Source organism: Flavobacterium sp. AK-301 (assembly GCF_058310215.1).
Map to the genome: position 1 here is coordinate 451,749 of NZ_JBZEES010000001.1, position 16,878 is coordinate 468,626.

Sequence of the window (16,878 nt, forward strand, 5' to 3'; positions counted from 1 at the left end):
TATTTTTAAGCCTCTGGCGCTATCGTTTATCTGGATAATTCTGAATGATAAATCCCTTTATAAGATTCTGCAAGCTCTAGAGAGAAATATTTTTTGGTGTACTCTTTTTCCATATGTATATCAATTGCAGATGAGTCACTAAAAACCTCCCAAAGAATAAATTCTTCAGGATCCTGATCATTTTGAAATACTTTAAATATTTCACATCCGGGTTCTTTTATTGTTTCTTCAATTAAATCTAAAACAGCAACTTTAAGTTCTTCAGATTTACCTAATTTAGACTTTATAATTACCGTAACTTCTCTTTTTTTATTTTTTAACCCCATGATTTATTATATTTTTTAATATCACAAAATTAAAACACTTCTGTTTTTATAAATTATAAAAATGAAAGTGATACATATAAAAATCAAATAATTCTTATCCGAAACTCTTTTGGAGAAATACCTGTATTTTTACGAAAAAAGTTAGTAAAATAAGATGAATAATTAAATCCCAAGGCATATGCTATTTCTGATATGTTCCAATCCGTATTTTGGAGTAGTGCTTTTCCTTCCTGTATCACTCTGTCTGATAAATGCTGAGAAGTTGTTTTACCGGTAATCTCTTTTACAGAATGATTCAGATGATTACTGTGGACTGACAGAGTTTGTGCATAATCCTGTACTGTTTTCAATTTCAGAGGGTTCTCAGGTGAATCAATCGGAAATTGTTTTTCCAGTAATTCTAAAAAATCAAATGTAATGCGATGAGCTGCATTAACTTGCTTATTTTTAATTCCTGTTTCGGAATACTGTTTTAATATTTCATGAATTATTAGCTGTAAATAATTTCGCAATATATTGTATTTATACAAATAATCAGAAGCCATTTCCTGTGCCATTTTCTCAAACAGGAAAAAAATCTCTTTCAAGGAGTTTTCTTCCGGAAAAAACACAGGACTATCTTCCATACGAAATATCGAAAAATCCTGCACAGAAACTATATGATTCCATGGCTGAATAAACTCTTCTGTAAATAAACAAATCCAGCCTTCCTGCAAATCCGATACTGCTTCCCATGAATAAGGAATAACCGGATTAGAAAAAATCAAAGCAGGTCGGTCAATTATAATTTCTTTATCTGCATAAAATAATTTCCCTGTTCCTATTACCAAAGCTATTTTATAAAAATCACGACGTCTATATTCTGCAGAACAACGCCATCGGGGGAAAATATTAAAATGACCAACCCCCGCTTTACTAATAGGTAAATTAATTTCATTTGCCGTAGAAAAACGGTCGTAGAACTCCTGTATCGTTTCTGTATGTCTCATTTTTTAAAGTTATAAAAATCAAACAAAAAATCAAACCGGAATTTTTTTATATAAAAATAAAAAACAGAATCAGTATAAAAAAATTTATACTAATTCTGTTTTTTTTTGAAATATATTTTCTTATTTCCTACTGGAAATATCCGAGAAAACGAACATCTTTTTACTTCTTTTTTTCTTTCATTATTTTCTCATACTCTTCCAGAGCCATTTCTCTTGTTTTAAATGGATTGGTATATGCCTCCAGAAAAGCTTCTTTTATAACTTCTCTATATTTTTGCTCATCTTCTTCTTTTAAATTGACCCTTGCTAAACTTGCAATTATTTGTAAATCTGAGGGATTGCGATCAACTGAATCTTTCTCAAGCGCTTCAAGATAATACCCATCAATATCTCTATAAGTCACAATACTATTTTCTACTTTAATCCCAAGAAAAATCAAACCAAATAAAACAATAACAGTAACAACTACTCCTTTTAGAGCTTTCTTAAAATCACCTTTTTTAAAATAGATATAATTAAATAAATGAAATATATAATAAATCAAAACCAACACTACAACACCTGCTACTATTTGTAGAAACGTATTCAATACAGCCATAACTCTATTATTTTATAATTAAAAATTAATAATCGCGAATATAAATAAAACAATCCTATTAGAATCAGATTCTATACTACTTTAAATCTTCAACGATTCTATTAACAGAAAACAGCCTCTATATTTCATAAAAAAGGAGATACAAACTATTGTACCTCCCTTTTTAAAATAACCATTTCTATTTTATTCTTTATCTGAAATTTCTTGATAGACCAGCTTTGCTTTTGCTATATTTTTCCTTTCTTTTTTAGCCTTTATTCGGGGTTCTAAGATTATTTTATAATAAGATCCTGTCAAAATGAAAAAAGAAACTCCACAGAGTAAACCAATACGCTGAGTTGGATCCCAGGCTAAAAATACTAAAATCATAAAACAAAAAGAAAAACAGAATAAAGGTAAAAAAGGATACCATATCGCTTTATACTTTAAATCTGCCAGATCCCCCCCCTTTCTTATAAACTTACGCCGGAACATAAAATGAGACATTGTAATACCCATCCATGAGATAGTTACCGCAATTCCAGCAATAGAAACCAATAATACATATACAATATCTGCCTCCATTACTACTGTCAACAATGAAATGCATGAAAATAATAAAGTAAAAAGCAATGCATTCATTGGAACTTTATTTTTAGTTAGTTTTGAAAGAGATTTAGTAACCATTCCCTGTTTTGACATTGCCCATATAATTCGAGAAGAGGCATATATACAGGAGTTTCCTACTGATAAAATAGCAATTAATATCACTAAATTCATAATATCCGGAGCATATGGGATTCCTACAACTTTCATAAGGGTAACAAAAGGACTTTCTGACACCCCCAGTTCCGTATATGGAAATATGGTTGCCAATACAATTATCGAAGCAATATAAAAAAATATAACTCTGATAATAATTGTTTTTATAGCTCTTGGAACATTCTTTTGAGGGTTTTCTGATTCTCCTGCTGCTATTCCTACTACTTCTGATCCCTGATAGGAAAATATAACATTCATCATAGTGACAAACACAATGAATATACCTGAGGGAAACATCTTAGCAGGAAATAAATTATCCACAAAGTGCGCAGGCTCTGCTCTTTCAATAGGTATCCAACCAAAAATAACTAAAACTCCTATAACAATAAAGAAAGCTACAGCTGCTATTTTTATTCCTGCAAACCAGAATTCAGATTCGGCAAAAGCTTTCGTAGAAACAGCATTCATAACAAATAATGCCATTATGAAAACAACACACCATATCCAAACGGGTACGTCCGGAAACCAATGCTGCATTAAAATTCCTGTTGCTGTAACTTCTACACCAGCAGTTGCTGCAACTCCTATAAAGTAAACCCAGCCTAGAGCGTAACCAACAGAAGGGCTAATGAATTTTGTTGCATAGGTTTGAAAAGACCCTGAAACCGGCATTTCAACAGCCAGCTCTCCTAAACAAGTCATTACCATAAATAAAATAGCTCCTCCGATCAGGTAACCCAATATGGCTCCTGCAGGACCTGCCTGATTAATGGTCAAACCCACATTCAGAAACAAACCTGTACCTATAATCCCTCCTAAAGACAGCATCATAAGATGTCTACTCTTCATTGCGCGAACTAATACTTTTTTATTTTTCTTTTTTTTATTCTGCATAAAAAAAATTAAAAACGTAAAGAAAGACAGCTTAATCCTCCATCCTGTTTCTGAAACTCACTCATTTCTACTTCAATAACTGAAAACCCGGAAGACTGCATTTTTTCTTTAGTTTTTGGATAACCAAGAGGAATAAGCACATAATCATTTACACGAATACAGTTTGCAGAATATTCATCTTCTTTAGGAACCACAATTTGTGAATATTCCTCAAATAACGGATGACCTACATATTCTCCGGCAAGAACTACTGTATTATTGCCCAGATAGGAAATCCCTGTTTTTAGATGGAAAAATTCTTTTAAAGTTAAAACATAAGCTTCATAGTTCTCTCTTTCTAATATTCTTTTTAACTGTTCTGCCCCTTCCTGATTAGTACGGGTGGAAACACCTATATAGAATTTATTACCGATCTGAAGTACATCTCCTCCTTCTACTGTACCGGGAAATTTGATATAGTATTTTTTAGTATAAAATTTTTCCAGTTCAGGCTCCATCAGATCCTTTTCACCATTACGGGTCTCTGCTCCCGGATTGGTAACTACTGCAAAAGAAGAGGTCAGAACGGCAGTATCTTCTACAAATGTAGAATCAGGAAAAGCTTCCGATTCTTCAAGATAATGAACTCCTACGTTACACTTCTTTAATGCTTCAATATATCCTTGATGCTGCTTTAATAATTTTTCATAATCCGGAACACCTAAATTTGAGGTTGTTAAACCTTCAACATAACTTTTTCCTGGTTTTTTTACAATAACATTTTTGAACATATTCTTCCTTTTAATTTAGTTATACAAATTTATTTTAGATAGTATAATAACTAGAGACATTAAAATTATAAACAGCATTTATAATCTGTTTAACAAAGTCTCATATTGTTAGAAACTATTTTCTATATATCGCTAATATATCAATAAAACATCAATAATTCCAGAATCAATTAAAAAAAAGCAATAAATTATAAAAATAAGCTAAAAAGAGCTTAAATACATGTATTATCTTCACTTTAAGCGCTCTTTAAAGTGTTATAAATCGAATAGATTTCTGTACATAGATATTTTTCTGAGCGTTAATAAATAAATAAATTACAATTTAACACAATTTATTATATAAATAAAACTTATATTAGCCAATAAATAACAGATACCATACAATATTAAAAGAAACAACAATAAAACAACAACAATAAAGATTTATGGATCAAAACTTAAGTAAAACAATGTATGCTGTCTCTTATATAAGAGCAAAAAAACTTAAAAATGAAAGAGCTCAGCTTTTAATTCAGGATCATGAAGAAGATGCTGATTTCATTCAGAAGTATATTAATGATGCAAACGGAGGAATGTTTACGAACAATATAAAAACCAGAGAATATTACTTTAATAAACAAATAAAAACTAATAGTGATAAATTTGAACAAGTATTAATCTTAAGTATTGGTCTGGATACAAAAGCAGATACAATAGAAGGTTTGTCAGATAAAAAAATAATAGGACTGGACATCTCTGCTCCTGCAATTAATGAAGCTTATAATAAACTACCTCTTAAAACAAAAGCAACAATATTACACTGTGATCTCACTAATATTGATCCTGAAAAATTAAAAGATGAACTTTTAATACATAACTTTTCCTTCAAAAAAAGAACTGTATTACTTTGGGAAGGAGGCACCTGTTTTATTCGAGCGAAGAAAGTCTTTGAAATTCTCGATTTTTTTATTGCTAATTTCAATATTACAGGAATAATGGCAGACTTTTTCAACGAACAAGTTCTTTTAGATAAAGAACATCCAAAAAGAGAAATGATCAGTAATGTTCTTTCTTTTTTAGAAGCCAATAAAGAACCTTTTATCGGTCATTTTAATAAAGAAGAGGTTGCAGACTATTTTTCTTCCAAAGGTTTCGATTCTGTAATACAACCACATCAGGAAATCGAAAGATACATTGTTACACACCCTATTGTTCTGCCAAATTTGTTGTTTTTTGTAACAGCATTTAAAAGTAATAATTCGTAAATTTATGGGTTTTAAATCATAAATAATACAAACTATGAAATTGAATATATCTTATATTACCTTACTGGTATTCTTCCTTCTTTCAATAAACACTTCTGCGCAATCTAAAAAAGAACCTTTAGATTTTATTCAGTCTTCTGTTCAATATCTGGATAAACTATTAACACTTGATGATTTTCAGAAAGCAGTGATAACAACTGTTCTAACAGATAATAAAAATAAAATGACCGTTATCTCAGAGCAGGAAGGAATGCGAACAGAGGAAAAAACAGAAAAAATGAAACTTCTTTCCGATAAAATGGATGAAGAAATACTTCCTGTACTTACAAAAGAACAGACGGAAAAGTATCTGATGATAAAATCTGAAAGAGATAAAAAAATGCTGAGAAAATAGACCTATAAAATCAAAAGTCCAAATTCCCGCAATGTATTAAAGGGTTTAGAATACCAGAGTAACTCAAAGTCTTCTAAACCTTTTAATTCATAATCCGTTTTTATTTCCTGAAAAGAATATATCTTTTCATTTAATACAGAGAGTTTCCACAATATTTCTACGATCCATTCTCCCTGTTCTTTGCCGATCTGAATACTAAAACTTTCTTTTTTATCATGAAAAGTAAGCGTTGTTATTTCCCACTGATTTCCTTTTTTTCTTTTTGTAAAATGGTTTATAATCGGTTTTCCTCCTAACCATGCAACCTTAGCAGATGATTTTATAAGCAGTTCTTCTTCTTCATGAACAGCATTAAATATAAAATCTTCCGGTATCTTTGTTTTGGGTATCTTAAACTCAAACCAATCCTGCAGAGGATAATCAAAACAAATCCCATGCATAAAATTGAACAATGATTTTTTTAGTCCAAAACTGTACTTCTCATGGTCTGCCCCTATTTTATCAATATGAACAATGTCATTATTAGCAAAAGTTCCGATCACTTCGGTTTCTTTAAGCACACCAAATTTTTCAGGATACATTCCGACAGGGCTATGTGCGGTCATAGCAAACTGATGCCAGAAACCGGACTGTAAAACCCCCGCTTCAAACATTTGTCGTACCATTTCCAGAGAGTCAATCGTTTCCTGCGCTGTTTGTGTCGGAAAACCATACATCAGATAGGCATGAACCATTATTCCTGCTTCAGTAAAATTACGGGTTACTTTTGCTACCTGCGATACCGTCACTCCCTTTCGTATCAACTCCAGTAATCGATCTGAAGCAACTTCAAGTCCTCCGGAAACTGCCATACAACCGGAAGCTTTTAACAACAGACACAGATCACGTGTAAAACTTTTTTCAAATCGGATATTTGTCCACCAGGTAACTGTTATTTTTCGTCTTAAGATTTCTAAAGCAAGTGCTCTCATCAAGGCAGGAGGTGCTGCTTCATCTACAAAATGAAATCCATTCTGCCCTGTCTGCACCATCATTTCTTCAATACGGTCACATAACAGCTTTGCTGCAACAGGTTCATATATTTTGATGTAATCCAGTGAAATATCACAAAAGGTACATTTCCCCCAGTAACAACCATGTGCCATCGTCAGTTTATTCCATCTTCCGTCACTCCACATGCGATGCATTGGATTTACAATCTCAATTACTGAGATATACTGATCTAGCAACAAATCGCTGTAATCGGGTGTTCCTATCTCCGATTGTTTATAATCTCTGCTGTTTTTAGTATCAATATAGGTTACCTCACCATTCTGCAAAGTAAAAGTACGTTTCAATTCTGTAATTGGTCTATTTCCTTCCACATATTCTATCAGATTCTCGATAGGTGCTTCTCCATCATCCAGAAGAATAAAATCAAAGAATTCAAAAACACGCGGATCAGACACGGAACGTAATTCAGTATTAGCAAAACCTCCACCCATTGCTACTTTCACTTCCGGATAAGATTTCTTTATCCATTGTCCGCAACGGAAAGCAGCATATAAATTTCCTGGAAAAGGAACTGATATTGCAACTACTTTAGGCTGAACTGCTTTCATTCGTTCTTCTAATATTCCAATTAGAATCTCGTCTGTATACGTATACTCCTGCTGCAAAACCTGATACAGTTCATCAAAACTGTTGGCTGATCTTCCTAGCCGTTCTGCATAACGACTAAAACCAAAATTCTCATCTATACAGGCTACAATCAGATCAGAAATATCCTCAAGATATAAAGTTGCCAGATGTTTTGCTTTATCCTGAGTCCCCATAGTTCCGAATGCCCAGTCCAATTCTTCCAGTGCAGCAAAACGAGAAGCTTCCGGTAAAAAATCTTCCTGACAGATCAGATGTGCCAATGTTGGATTTTTACCCTGCAGAAATAAAATCACAGCATCTATTGTCTTAATATATTCTTCCTGAAGAGTAACAATCCGTTGAATATTCAGATCTTTAGATAGTTCCTGCTGATTAATTACATTGAAAAGTTGTTGCAATCCTGTTTTTGAAAATAATTCCAGAATCACTTCAATACCCAAATCTGCCTGAAAAGCAGTTATCTTTTTTGTATTCAGAAATCCCTTAATATAGGCTGTTGCCGGATAAGGTGTGTTCAGCTGAGTAAAAGGTGGAGTAAGTAAGAAAATCGTTGCTTTCAATGCTAAAAATTTAACTGCAAAATTATCTCTAATTTCTCAAAGAGCTCTACTTTATATAGATAATTTTAAAATGAAGCTATAAACTAAATAAGGTACAGTTATTATCCTGTACCTTATTTAGTTTATAAAGATTATTTTTTCTTTTTATTGACTTTTTTCTTCTTTTTTGTCTCCTTATTTTTTTTAGATGTTTTCCCTGATAATAATTTTATTTTATCTTTAATTCGGCTATGTACTTCCCAAATATCCTGTTGCAGATCGGCATCAAAATTATTCAAAATAGCCTGTTTTGCTGCTTTTTTAGCCTCTTTAAATTGGAGTAAACTCTCAAAAAGCATAGCCTGTCTCAAATAGATCTGCGCTTTATCCATTCCTTTTATTGTCATCGCAAAATCAATCAGCTTTTGCGCCTGATCATAATCCTCATTCCAGATCAGAGTCAGAATAAAATTTGGATATACCTCAAGTGCATGAATATCTACTGCAAGAGCTTCCTCATAACATAATTTTGCCTGTTCGTAATCCTTAAGTTGTTCCGCATAAACTCTCCCTTTTAAACATAATGCCAGTGTGTTCTTATTATCATAAGATAAAGCATAATTAAGAGATTCTATGGCTTCCGATAAATTATAGGGATATGCATCTAATGCTTCGAATAAATGCGTATCATGAATATTTGTTCCCATCGTTTCAGTTCGTTTATTAAATTGTGGTTTAATTTTTAAAAAGTGGCTCTGTAACTTTTCTCATCTTTCTGTTTTTTGAAATCAGTTCCTTTAAAGGTTCTTACCGGATTTCCTCTTTCTACATTCAGTTCGTTTTCCCTTTTCCGGTTCTGTTCTCCACACTTATTTCTTACAGTAAAAATAGAATATAACCTAACATCTGCAATTATCGATCCATTCTTACCGTTTCTAATGTAAAAGTACCTAGAATATCAACCTGTTCTACCTGATTTATTATTATTTTAGTAATATCCTTATATACCATTGAGACTTGATCAATATTTTCTCCTATTAAAATAATATCATACATCTGGAAAATAGATCAATTACATATTATTTTTACTCAAAAAAAGTAATCAACTATAAACAAAACACTTAGATAGACAAAAAAAATATTCATTCTATTAAAGTTCCTTTTTTGCTGTAAAAGTCTTCTTTCAGACTCTGATTACTGAATCAAAAACACTAAATCATAACCTATTGTTAAAGCCTTTTTCGTACTATATTTTTCATTAATTTAGCGAAAACTTAAATCATTTAATATGCCTACTGATTGTATTAGCTATCAAGAATCTGGATATTTCACTCCGTTAATGAATGACTATTTAGATCAAAAACCTAATATTCAGTCTCTTTATAATCGTTTTCCTTCTATAGAGAATTTCAAAGATCAAATTATAGAGAAACAACAAAATTTTGACCGGAATCATCGTAGTGTTCTGGTAGCTGCACTACATAAACAATATAAAAGAACAAACGCTTCTCTCTTAACACAACAGAATATCAATCTGTTATTAGAGAACAACACCTTTACTATTACTACGGGACATCAATTGAATCTGTTTACTGGACCTCTTTATTTTCTGTATAAAATCATATCGACTATTAATCTGACTAAGGAATTAAAAGAGACCTATCCTGAATATAATTTTGTTCCTGTTTACTGGATGGCAACAGAAGACCATGATTTTGAAGAAATCAATCATTTCAATTTCAAAGGAAAAAAAATTGTCTGGAATAAAGAAAGTAACGGTCCTGTGGGTCGGCTAAATACAAAAGGTCTGGAAGATGTTTTTGAAGCTTTTTCAAACGAACTGGGAATTGGAAATAATGCAGCCGATATCAAAAAAATGTTTGAGGAAAGCTATTTGTCTTTTGATAATTTAGCAGATGCAACCCGACATCTGGCAAATGCTTTATTTGCTAACTATGGTCTGGTTATTCTGGACGCGGATGTTACGGATCTGAAAAATGAATTCATTCCTTACATAAGAGAAGAGCTATTACATCAGAGTGCCAGTCAGGAAGTCTCAAAAACAACTGAAATATTAAAAAACTATACGATTCAAGTTAATCCCAGAGAAATCAATCTATTCTATTTAGAAGATAACATGAGAGAACGAATCGTATTTGAAAAAGATCAGTACCGGGTTAATAATACTGAAATTCGTTTTTCTCAGACTGAAATTCTAAATTTATTAGAACAACATCCGGGAAAATTTAGCCCTAATGTTATTATGCGTCCTTTATATCAGGAAGTTATTCTGCCTAATCTCTGTTACATTGGTGGAGGTGGGGAACTGGCTTACTGGCTGGAATTAAAATATTACTTTGAGAAAAGTAACATTACTTTTCCAATATTGTTATTACGAAATTCTGTTCTTCTGGCAACTGAAAAACAGGCAAAAAAAGCAGATAAACTAAATTTATCCTGGGCAGACCTGTTTCTGAAAAAACAGGATCTGATCACTCAGAAAACAAAAGCATTATCCGATTTCCCAATAGACCTTTCTGAACAGAAAAACTTTTTAAAAAAGCAGTTTGACACACTATTCCTGATCTCAAAACAAACAGATGCTTCTTTTATAGGAGCTGTAAAAGCACAGGAAGCAAAACAGATTAAAGGACTGGAGAATTTAGAAAAACGTCTGTTAAAAGCTCAGAAAAGGAAATTTAGTATGGAATTGGAACGCATCACAGATCTTAAAGATGAATTATTCCCTTTTAACAGCTTACAGGAACGTAAAGATAATTTTTCAGAATATTACCTTATCAACGGAGAGGATATGATAACAAGACTATCAAAGGAATTAAAACCATTGGAACAGAAATTCAATATTGTAGTGCTATAGAACAAAAATATACTTTTCTTTCTTCTTTCAGGTATCTTTTTCTTCTGTTAAAACAGTACTTACTGAAAGAGTATTCAAATCAAATTCAAACAATTTATGTATATAATATAAAAATAAGTAGAGTAAATAAATAATAGATATTAGTGTAAAAATATTTATTGAAATTAATTCTTTTTGAGATAAAATTAATTCTGGCAGAATAAACCTTTCTTTTACTATAAAAGTTGACAAAATCAGAACCAGTATATATATTATCCAATAAATAGCTACCCGTAATGAAAAGAAAATGTAAGCTATAACAGGAAATAAAATATACCACATGAAAGTAAGAGGAGTTTGCTCTCTAAAGCATAATAAAATATAATAGCACAATAAAGATACTATTATTAAATAAGGTGTTATCAGACTTTTAAAGGAAGTATACTTTTTTTTAAAAATGAATAAAACAATCCCTATAGAGAATGCCAAATTCCCTAAAAATATAAACATAAAAAAAGGTAATTCAATATACCAGTAAAAAGAAACGAGCACTACACTGATTACTATTATAGAATACATGTATTGCAATGCGAGACTTTTATAAATATTAGATTTATCTATATTATTCATTTTAACTTATATCATATTATGAGACAAATATAGTATAAAAAACACAATGTATATCAAGTAAATGTATGTAATTATAATACAAAATTAGGGTTTTGGGTTATCACATATCTTTATAAAAAAATCATTAGGTAGAACAGTGCCCCTCTATGCCTATGAAGATTATAAAAGAATAGGTTGTAGTTTTAAATAAAAATTGATATAACTATATAAATAAAAACTCCCCGATTGTATCCTGTAGTTGTCGCTTTTATTTATACATTTTACTTCAAAATAAATTAAAAAAAATGAGTGAATACAAGACTCTTTTTAAATTATAAATTGAAATCATTTCTCTTAAATATCTCATTAAAAAACACTAATTTCGCACAAATAAAAAATTATAATGGCAACAAACAGAACATTTACAATGATTAAGCCTGATGCTGTGGAAAAAGGGCACATCGGGGAGATTTTAGCAATGATCACTAAAGCTGGTTTTAAAATCGTTTCTTTAAAATTAACACAACTAACTGTAACAGATGCTAAAGCGTTTTATGCTGTTCACAGTGAAAGACCTTTCTACGGAGAATTAGTTGAATTTATGTCAAGAGGTCCAATTGTTTCTGCTATTTTGGAAAAAAACAATGCAGTAGAAGATTTCAGAACTCTTATCGGAGCTACTAATCCTGCTGAAGCAGCTGAAGGCACCATCAGAAAAGCTTTTGCTACTTCTATTGGAGAAAATGCTGTTCATGGGTCTGACAGTGATGAGAATGCTGCTATAGAGTCTGCTTTCCATTTTGCTGTAAGAGAACAATTCTAAATTCAGAATTTTCAGAATATAAAAAAACCGTTTCATCATCTGAAACGGTTTTTTTATGAATTATTCGATTATTTGTTTTCTTTAAAGTTTCTCTGCTCTGCAAAGCCTCTGACTTTGCAGCGGTGTAATCGGTCTCTGACCGGAATTAATACCAACGCTGGTCAGGAGACCTTCGCAGAACAACTATTGTATATCGTTAGATACGTTAAAACGCACCTCTACAACATATCGTAAATCTAATATCTAATTCATATAATTAATTATACCTACAAGGTTAAAAAAAACCTTGCAGGATAAACCGTATATCAAATATCGTATCTCGTAAATATCTTGTCTCTTTCTTCTTGACCTTTGCTCTTTACTCTTTCTTCTAAAAAAACAATTATCTTAAAACAACCTCTTTTACAACATCTCGTCTTAATTCTTCATTAATCATTGTTATAATCTTTTGCTTACCATAACTCAGCTCTTCTCTCAATACTGCCGAGGTTAACTCAACATAAAGCGTACTTCCTCTAAGCATTATATCCCGGGTATAACTGTTCACTCCATTTCCCATCAAACTCACCCAAGCTTCTTTAACTGCTATCTGATCTATTCCGGGCTGAAGTTTATTCATCTGAATAATTTCTTTCAGAACATCTCCGATAGGACTATTATCATTCAGTCGCTTTGCCATATTAGATTATAGATTAATTGCTGTTGCTCTTTTATAAATATAAGTCTTATTATCTGCATTTACAATTTCCAACTTTTCATCAGAAACCAATTTCAGCTCTTCTTTCCAACTGTTATAAGGGGTTGTATACTTTATATATACTTTCTCTTTTTCTGTAACAACTTCCAGAGTTTCAGATAAGTCGTCTACCAGAAATTTACCATCTAACTGAGGGGTTACTTTCTTTCTGAAACCTTTATTGTCTTTTCCTAGCTCAATATAATCATAGGTAAGATTAATACCATACTCTTTCTCTGTATCGTCTGGTAGTATTACTTTTTCTATCTCCCAATAACCGTTTAATTTAGCTATATCTGTAGGATTTACTTTTTGCTGACAAGCTGTAAAAACTAAAAAAAGAGGAATTAATTTAAGTAGATTCTGCATAATATATTAACTGAAATATTTATAAATTTCATCAAAATTGATTCTTGTAAAACCAATCAGAAACATAGAAATTGCTGCGATTATCCAATTGTATTTCTCTTTTTTTATACAATAGAAATTGATCCCGCTTACCAATACTGATCCTAATAACAAAATGTAATACGGATTATTTTTACTCAGATAAATAGTTGCTGCTGCTGCATTATCACTGGAGAAAGAATGATACCAATTTATAAGTATCATAAAAAATAACATTACAGAATAAAACAAACTGAAATAGGCTATTATTTTAGTAAACGATACTAAAATGGGTCCACGTGTTTTTTTATTTTCCATTATTTAAAAAAGGAGTCTACAAATTCATACTTGTTAAATACCTGCAAATCTTCAATTCCTTCTCCTACTCCAATATATTTGACAGGAATTTTAAACTGATCTGATATACCGATTACAACGCCACCTTTTGCAGTTCCGTCTAATTTCGTTACTGCCAGACAGGTTACTTCTGTAGCTACTGTAAACTGTTTTGCCTGTTCAAAAGCATTCTGACCGGTAGACCCATCCAGTACTAAAAGAACATCATGAGGAGCGTCACCAACTACTTTTTGCATTACTCGTTTTACTTTAGCAAGCTCATTCATCAGATTAACTTTATTGTGCAGACGACCTGCAGTATCAATAATCACCACGTCTGCATTCTGACTTACAGCAGACTGTAATGTATCAAATGCCACAGAAGCGGGATCACTTCCCATTTGCTGTTTAATAATTGGAACTCCTACTCTGTCTGCCCATACCTGTAATTGATCAATTGCTGCCGCTCTGAAAGTATCAGCTGCTCCGAGCACCACATTTTTACCTGCTTTTTTAAACTGATAGGCTAACTTTCCAATCGTTGTTGTTTTTCCGGCACCATTTACTCCTACTACCATAATAACATATGGTTTTGTCGTTACGGGCACTTCAAAATCGACTGCTTCACCAACATTTGTTTCGGATAAAAGCCCTGCTATCTCCTCTCGAAGAATAACATTCAGTTCATCTGTTCCAACATATTTATCTTTAGAAACACGATCTTCAATACGTGTGATGATCTTTAGTGTTGTATTTACCCCTACATCTGAAGAAACAAGTATCTCTTCCAACTGGTCTAACACCTCATCATCTACTTTTGACTTCCCTGCAACTACTTTGGTTAATTTAGAAAAAAAGTTAGATTTTGTTTTTTCTAATCCTTTATCCAAACTTTCCTTTTTTTCAGAGGAGAATATTTTTTTAAAGAAACTCATAGTCAATCGTTTATAAACTTAAATTAAATTAATATCAGAAAGGTAAATATAGAAAATAAAAAAGCTACTTTCATAACTGAAAGTAGCTTTTCTATATATTATATGAATTAATTATTTCTTTTTAAGAAATTCATCAACAAACTCAGGAGCTGTAACCATCTCTTGGAATGTATATGCTCCACTTTTTGGAGATCTAACCATTTTTATTGCTTTAGTTAATCTCTTTGAAGCTGTTTGTAAGGATGCTACCGTTTTCTTTGCCATGACTAATAATTATTTAATTTCTTTATGAATAGTCACCTTTTTCAAGATTGGATTAAATTTCTTAATCTCTAATCTATCCGGAGTGTTTTTCTTATTCTTAGTTGTTATATATCTTGAAGTACCTGGTAAACCAGTTGCTTTGTGCTCAGTACATTCTAAGATTACCTGGATTCTGTTACCTTTTTTTGCCATCGTGCTATATATTTATAAATAGAGGATTATTTAATAAATCCATTAGCTTTAGCTTCTTTCAAAACTGCAGCAATTCCATTTTTGTTAATTGTTTTTATAGTAGATGCAGCTACTCTAAGAGTAATCCATCTATCTTCTTCTGGAAGATAAAAACGTTTTTTAACTAAGTTAACAGAAAATTTTCTCTTAGTCTTGTTCATGGCGTGAGAAACATTATTTCCTACCATCGCTCTTTTACCTGTAAGGTCACAAACTCTTGACATTATGCTTATCTTTTATCGTTATTCAAAATCAGGGTGCAAAGAAACAAAAAAGAAACCTATTTCCCAAAAAAAGGGACTAGTTTTTTGAAATTTCTTTCTGCAACATCTCTAAAGCCTTATTTACTGCTCTATCAATTACTTTTTCACGAGGTTGTCCGAAGTTAAATTCTTCAGAATAAACTCTTTTTGGAGTTGCCAAGGCAATAAAAACAGTTCCTAAATCAGCTTCTGAATCACCTTTTGAAGGACCTGCATTTCCTGTTGTTGCTATGGCATAATCTGTCTTCATTATGTTTTGTACTCCCAATGCCATCTGCTCTGCCACCTCTGCACTGGTCACTGTATATTTTTTAATATCTTTTTCAGAAACTCCTAGAACTGCTGTTTTAGTATCTGTAGCGTAAGTTACCACACCACCTCTGAAATAAGCGGATGATCCCGCTACTGATGTCAGCGTCTCCGCTATTTTACCTCCCGTGCAACTCTCTGCTACAGAAAGTGTTTTATGATGTTCTATGAGAAGCTTACCTACAACCACCTCTATCGTTTCGTCTTCTTCATAGCCAACTATAATATCTCCAATAATAGCCTTTAAAGAGCTTGTTTTCTCATCAAGTGCTTTTTCTAGTGCTTCTTTATCAAATCCTTTTGTGGAAAGTCGTAATCGCACTTTTCCCGGACTTGGCAGATAGGCTAATTTTATTGCTTCTGGTAAATTATTTTCCCATTCTTCTATACGTTCTGCAACAATACTTTCACCCTGACCATAGGTAAGGATCGTTTTATGGAGAATATAAGGCCTTTTAAACCGGGTAATAATCCTCGGAATGATCTCTTCTTCTACGATGGCTTTCATCTCATAAGGAACTCCGGGTAATGAAATAAAAATAGTATTTTCTTTCTGCATCCATATTCCGGGAGCAGTTCCTAAACGATTATGCAATACTTCACTTTTAGAGGGTACTAAAGCCTGATCTTTATTGATCTGGGAAGCAGATCGATGTAAAACCCTCTCTATCAATTGAACTACATGTTCTAAAACATTTGGTTCTATGACTAAAACATCATCAAAATAATCACATAGTGTCTTTTTAGTAATATCATCTTTTGTTGGTCCCAGACCACCGGTGATTATTACTAATTCAACCTTATTCTGTAGTTTAGACAACGTATCTAATATATGCTGCTTATTATCCTGTATGGAAATCATTTCATAGATCTCCACTCCAATCTTATCTAAGGCTTTTGCAATAAATCCTGAATTTGTATCTATAATCTGACCAATAAGGATTTCGTCCCCAATGGTGACAATTGCTGCTTTCATAAATGAATCCTATGTG

19 protein-coding genes and 1 pseudogene are annotated in these 16,878 nt (G+C 32.0%); 4 read left to right on the forward strand and 16 right to left on the reverse strand.

The window, feature by feature from the left end; translation table 11 throughout:
• Positions 1 to 26 precede the first annotated feature (26 nt).
• The 5 genes from AC4FQX_RS02020 to AC4FQX_RS02040 form a co-directional block, all read right to left on the reverse strand.
• On the reverse strand, positions 27 to 326 hold the full coding sequence (locus tag AC4FQX_RS02020; RefSeq protein ID WP_491165993.1) for a putative quinol monooxygenase: 300 nt from the start codon (positions 324 to 326) through the stop codon (positions 27 to 29).
• A gap of 83 nt (positions 327 to 409) precedes the next feature.
• Positions 410 to 1,315 carry a helix-turn-helix domain-containing protein gene (locus AC4FQX_RS02025; protein WP_491165994.1) on the reverse strand — a complete coding sequence of 302 codons (906 nt, stop codon included), beginning with the start codon at positions 1,313 to 1,315 and terminating at the stop codon, positions 410 to 412.
• 160 nt (positions 1,316 to 1,475) lie between these two features.
• Complete coding sequence (locus tag AC4FQX_RS02030) at positions 1,476 to 1,913, reverse strand: hypothetical protein (RefSeq protein ID WP_491165995.1); 438 nt, start codon at positions 1,911 to 1,913, stop codon at positions 1,476 to 1,478.
• Positions 1,914 to 2,096: 183 nt separating this feature from the next.
• The gene (locus AC4FQX_RS02035) at positions 2,097 to 3,548 is read right to left on the reverse strand and encodes an amino acid permease (RefSeq protein ID WP_491165996.1); all 1,452 of its coding nucleotides are present in this window, start codon (positions 3,546 to 3,548) and stop codon (positions 2,097 to 2,099) included.
• A gap of 8 nt (positions 3,549 to 3,556) precedes the next feature.
• Positions 3,557 to 4,318, reverse strand: a complete 762-nt coding sequence (locus tag AC4FQX_RS02040) for a dimethylarginine dimethylaminohydrolase family protein (protein WP_491165997.1) — start codon at positions 4,316 to 4,318, stop codon at positions 3,557 to 3,559.
• A gap of 425 nt (positions 4,319 to 4,743) precedes the next feature.
• Between AC4FQX_RS02040 and AC4FQX_RS02045 the strand changes: the two genes are divergently transcribed.
• A complete protein-coding gene (locus AC4FQX_RS02045) occupies positions 4,744 to 5,562 on the forward strand; it encodes a class I SAM-dependent methyltransferase (RefSeq protein WP_491165998.1) in 819 nt (272 codons plus the stop codon).
• A gap of 34 nt (positions 5,563 to 5,596) precedes the next feature.
• Positions 5,597 to 5,956, forward strand: coding sequence for a hypothetical protein (locus AC4FQX_RS02050; protein WP_491165999.1), 360 nt, complete (start codon positions 5,597 to 5,599; stop codon positions 5,954 to 5,956).
• A 2-nt stretch (positions 5,957 to 5,958) separates the two neighbouring features.
• Here AC4FQX_RS02050 and AC4FQX_RS02055 read toward each other — a convergent pair whose 3' ends face one another.
• From AC4FQX_RS02055 to AC4FQX_RS02065, 3 genes and pseudogenes are all read right to left on the reverse strand, one after another.
• Positions 5,959 to 8,157, reverse strand: coding sequence for a B12-binding domain-containing radical SAM protein (locus AC4FQX_RS02055; protein WP_491166000.1), 2,199 nt, complete (start codon positions 8,155 to 8,157; stop codon positions 5,959 to 5,961).
• A 131-nt stretch (positions 8,158 to 8,288) separates the two neighbouring features.
• Complete coding sequence (locus AC4FQX_RS02060; protein WP_491166001.1) at positions 8,289 to 8,843, reverse strand: tetratricopeptide repeat protein; 555 nt, start codon at positions 8,841 to 8,843, stop codon at positions 8,289 to 8,291.
• 35 nt (positions 8,844 to 8,878) lie between these two features.
• Positions 8,879 to 8,977: pseudogene (locus AC4FQX_RS02065) on the reverse strand (peptide chain release factor H); the annotation flags it as partial.
• A 447-nt stretch (positions 8,978 to 9,424) separates the two neighbouring features.
• Between AC4FQX_RS02065 and bshC the strand changes: the two are divergent.
• Both bshC and AC4FQX_RS02075 read left to right on the forward strand, forming a co-directional pair.
• Positions 9,425 to 11,014 (forward strand): bacillithiol biosynthesis cysteine-adding enzyme BshC, encoded by a 1,590-nt coding sequence (gene bshC / locus AC4FQX_RS02070; protein WP_491166002.1) that lies wholly within the window; start codon positions 9,425 to 9,427, stop codon positions 11,012 to 11,014.
• Positions 11,015 to 12,005: 991 nt separating this feature from the next.
• Positions 12,006 to 12,425, forward strand: coding sequence for a nucleoside-diphosphate kinase (locus AC4FQX_RS02075; protein WP_491166003.1), 420 nt, complete (start codon positions 12,006 to 12,008; stop codon positions 12,423 to 12,425).
• 382 nt (positions 12,426 to 12,807) lie between these two features.
• Here AC4FQX_RS02075 and AC4FQX_RS02080 read toward each other — a convergent pair whose 3' ends face one another.
• The 8 genes from AC4FQX_RS02080 to AC4FQX_RS02115 form a co-directional block, all read right to left on the reverse strand.
• On the reverse strand, positions 12,808 to 13,104 hold the full coding sequence (locus tag AC4FQX_RS02080) for a DciA family protein (RefSeq protein WP_491166004.1): 297 nt from the start codon (positions 13,102 to 13,104) through the stop codon (positions 12,808 to 12,810).
• A gap of 6 nt (positions 13,105 to 13,110) precedes the next feature.
• Entirely contained in the window at positions 13,111 to 13,530 is a 420-nt protein-coding gene (locus AC4FQX_RS02085) for a hypothetical protein (protein WP_491166005.1), read from the reverse strand.
• A gap of 6 nt (positions 13,531 to 13,536) precedes the next feature.
• Positions 13,537 to 13,866 carry a hypothetical protein gene (locus AC4FQX_RS02090; protein ID WP_491166006.1) on the reverse strand — a complete coding sequence of 110 codons (330 nt, stop codon included), beginning with the start codon at positions 13,864 to 13,866 and terminating at the stop codon, positions 13,537 to 13,539.
• Positions 13,866 to 14,819 carry a signal recognition particle-docking protein FtsY gene (gene ftsY, locus AC4FQX_RS02095; RefSeq protein ID WP_491166007.1) on the reverse strand — a complete coding sequence of 318 codons (954 nt, stop codon included), beginning with the start codon at positions 14,817 to 14,819 and terminating at the stop codon, positions 13,866 to 13,868. The genes AC4FQX_RS02090 and ftsY overlap by 1 nt, the downstream gene beginning before the upstream one ends.
• A 111-nt stretch (positions 14,820 to 14,930) precedes the next feature.
• Complete coding sequence (locus AC4FQX_RS02100; protein WP_491166008.1) at positions 14,931 to 15,083, reverse strand: DUF4295 domain-containing protein; 153 nt, start codon at positions 15,081 to 15,083, stop codon at positions 14,931 to 14,933.
• Positions 15,084 to 15,092: 9 nt separating this feature from the next.
• On the reverse strand, positions 15,093 to 15,275 hold the full coding sequence (gene rpmG / locus AC4FQX_RS02105; protein ID WP_491166009.1) for a 50S ribosomal protein L33: 183 nt from the start codon (positions 15,273 to 15,275) through the stop codon (positions 15,093 to 15,095).
• 26 nt (positions 15,276 to 15,301) lie between these two features.
• Positions 15,302 to 15,538: a 50S ribosomal protein L28 gene (gene rpmB, locus AC4FQX_RS02110; RefSeq protein ID WP_056069897.1), complete on the reverse strand. Its 237-nt coding sequence runs from the start codon at positions 15,536 to 15,538 to the stop codon at positions 15,302 to 15,304.
• 76 nt (positions 15,539 to 15,614) lie between these two features.
• Entirely contained in the window at positions 15,615 to 16,862 is a 1,248-nt protein-coding gene (locus AC4FQX_RS02115) for a competence/damage-inducible protein A (protein WP_491166010.1), read from the reverse strand.
• Positions 16,863 to 16,878: the final 16 nt, after the last annotated feature.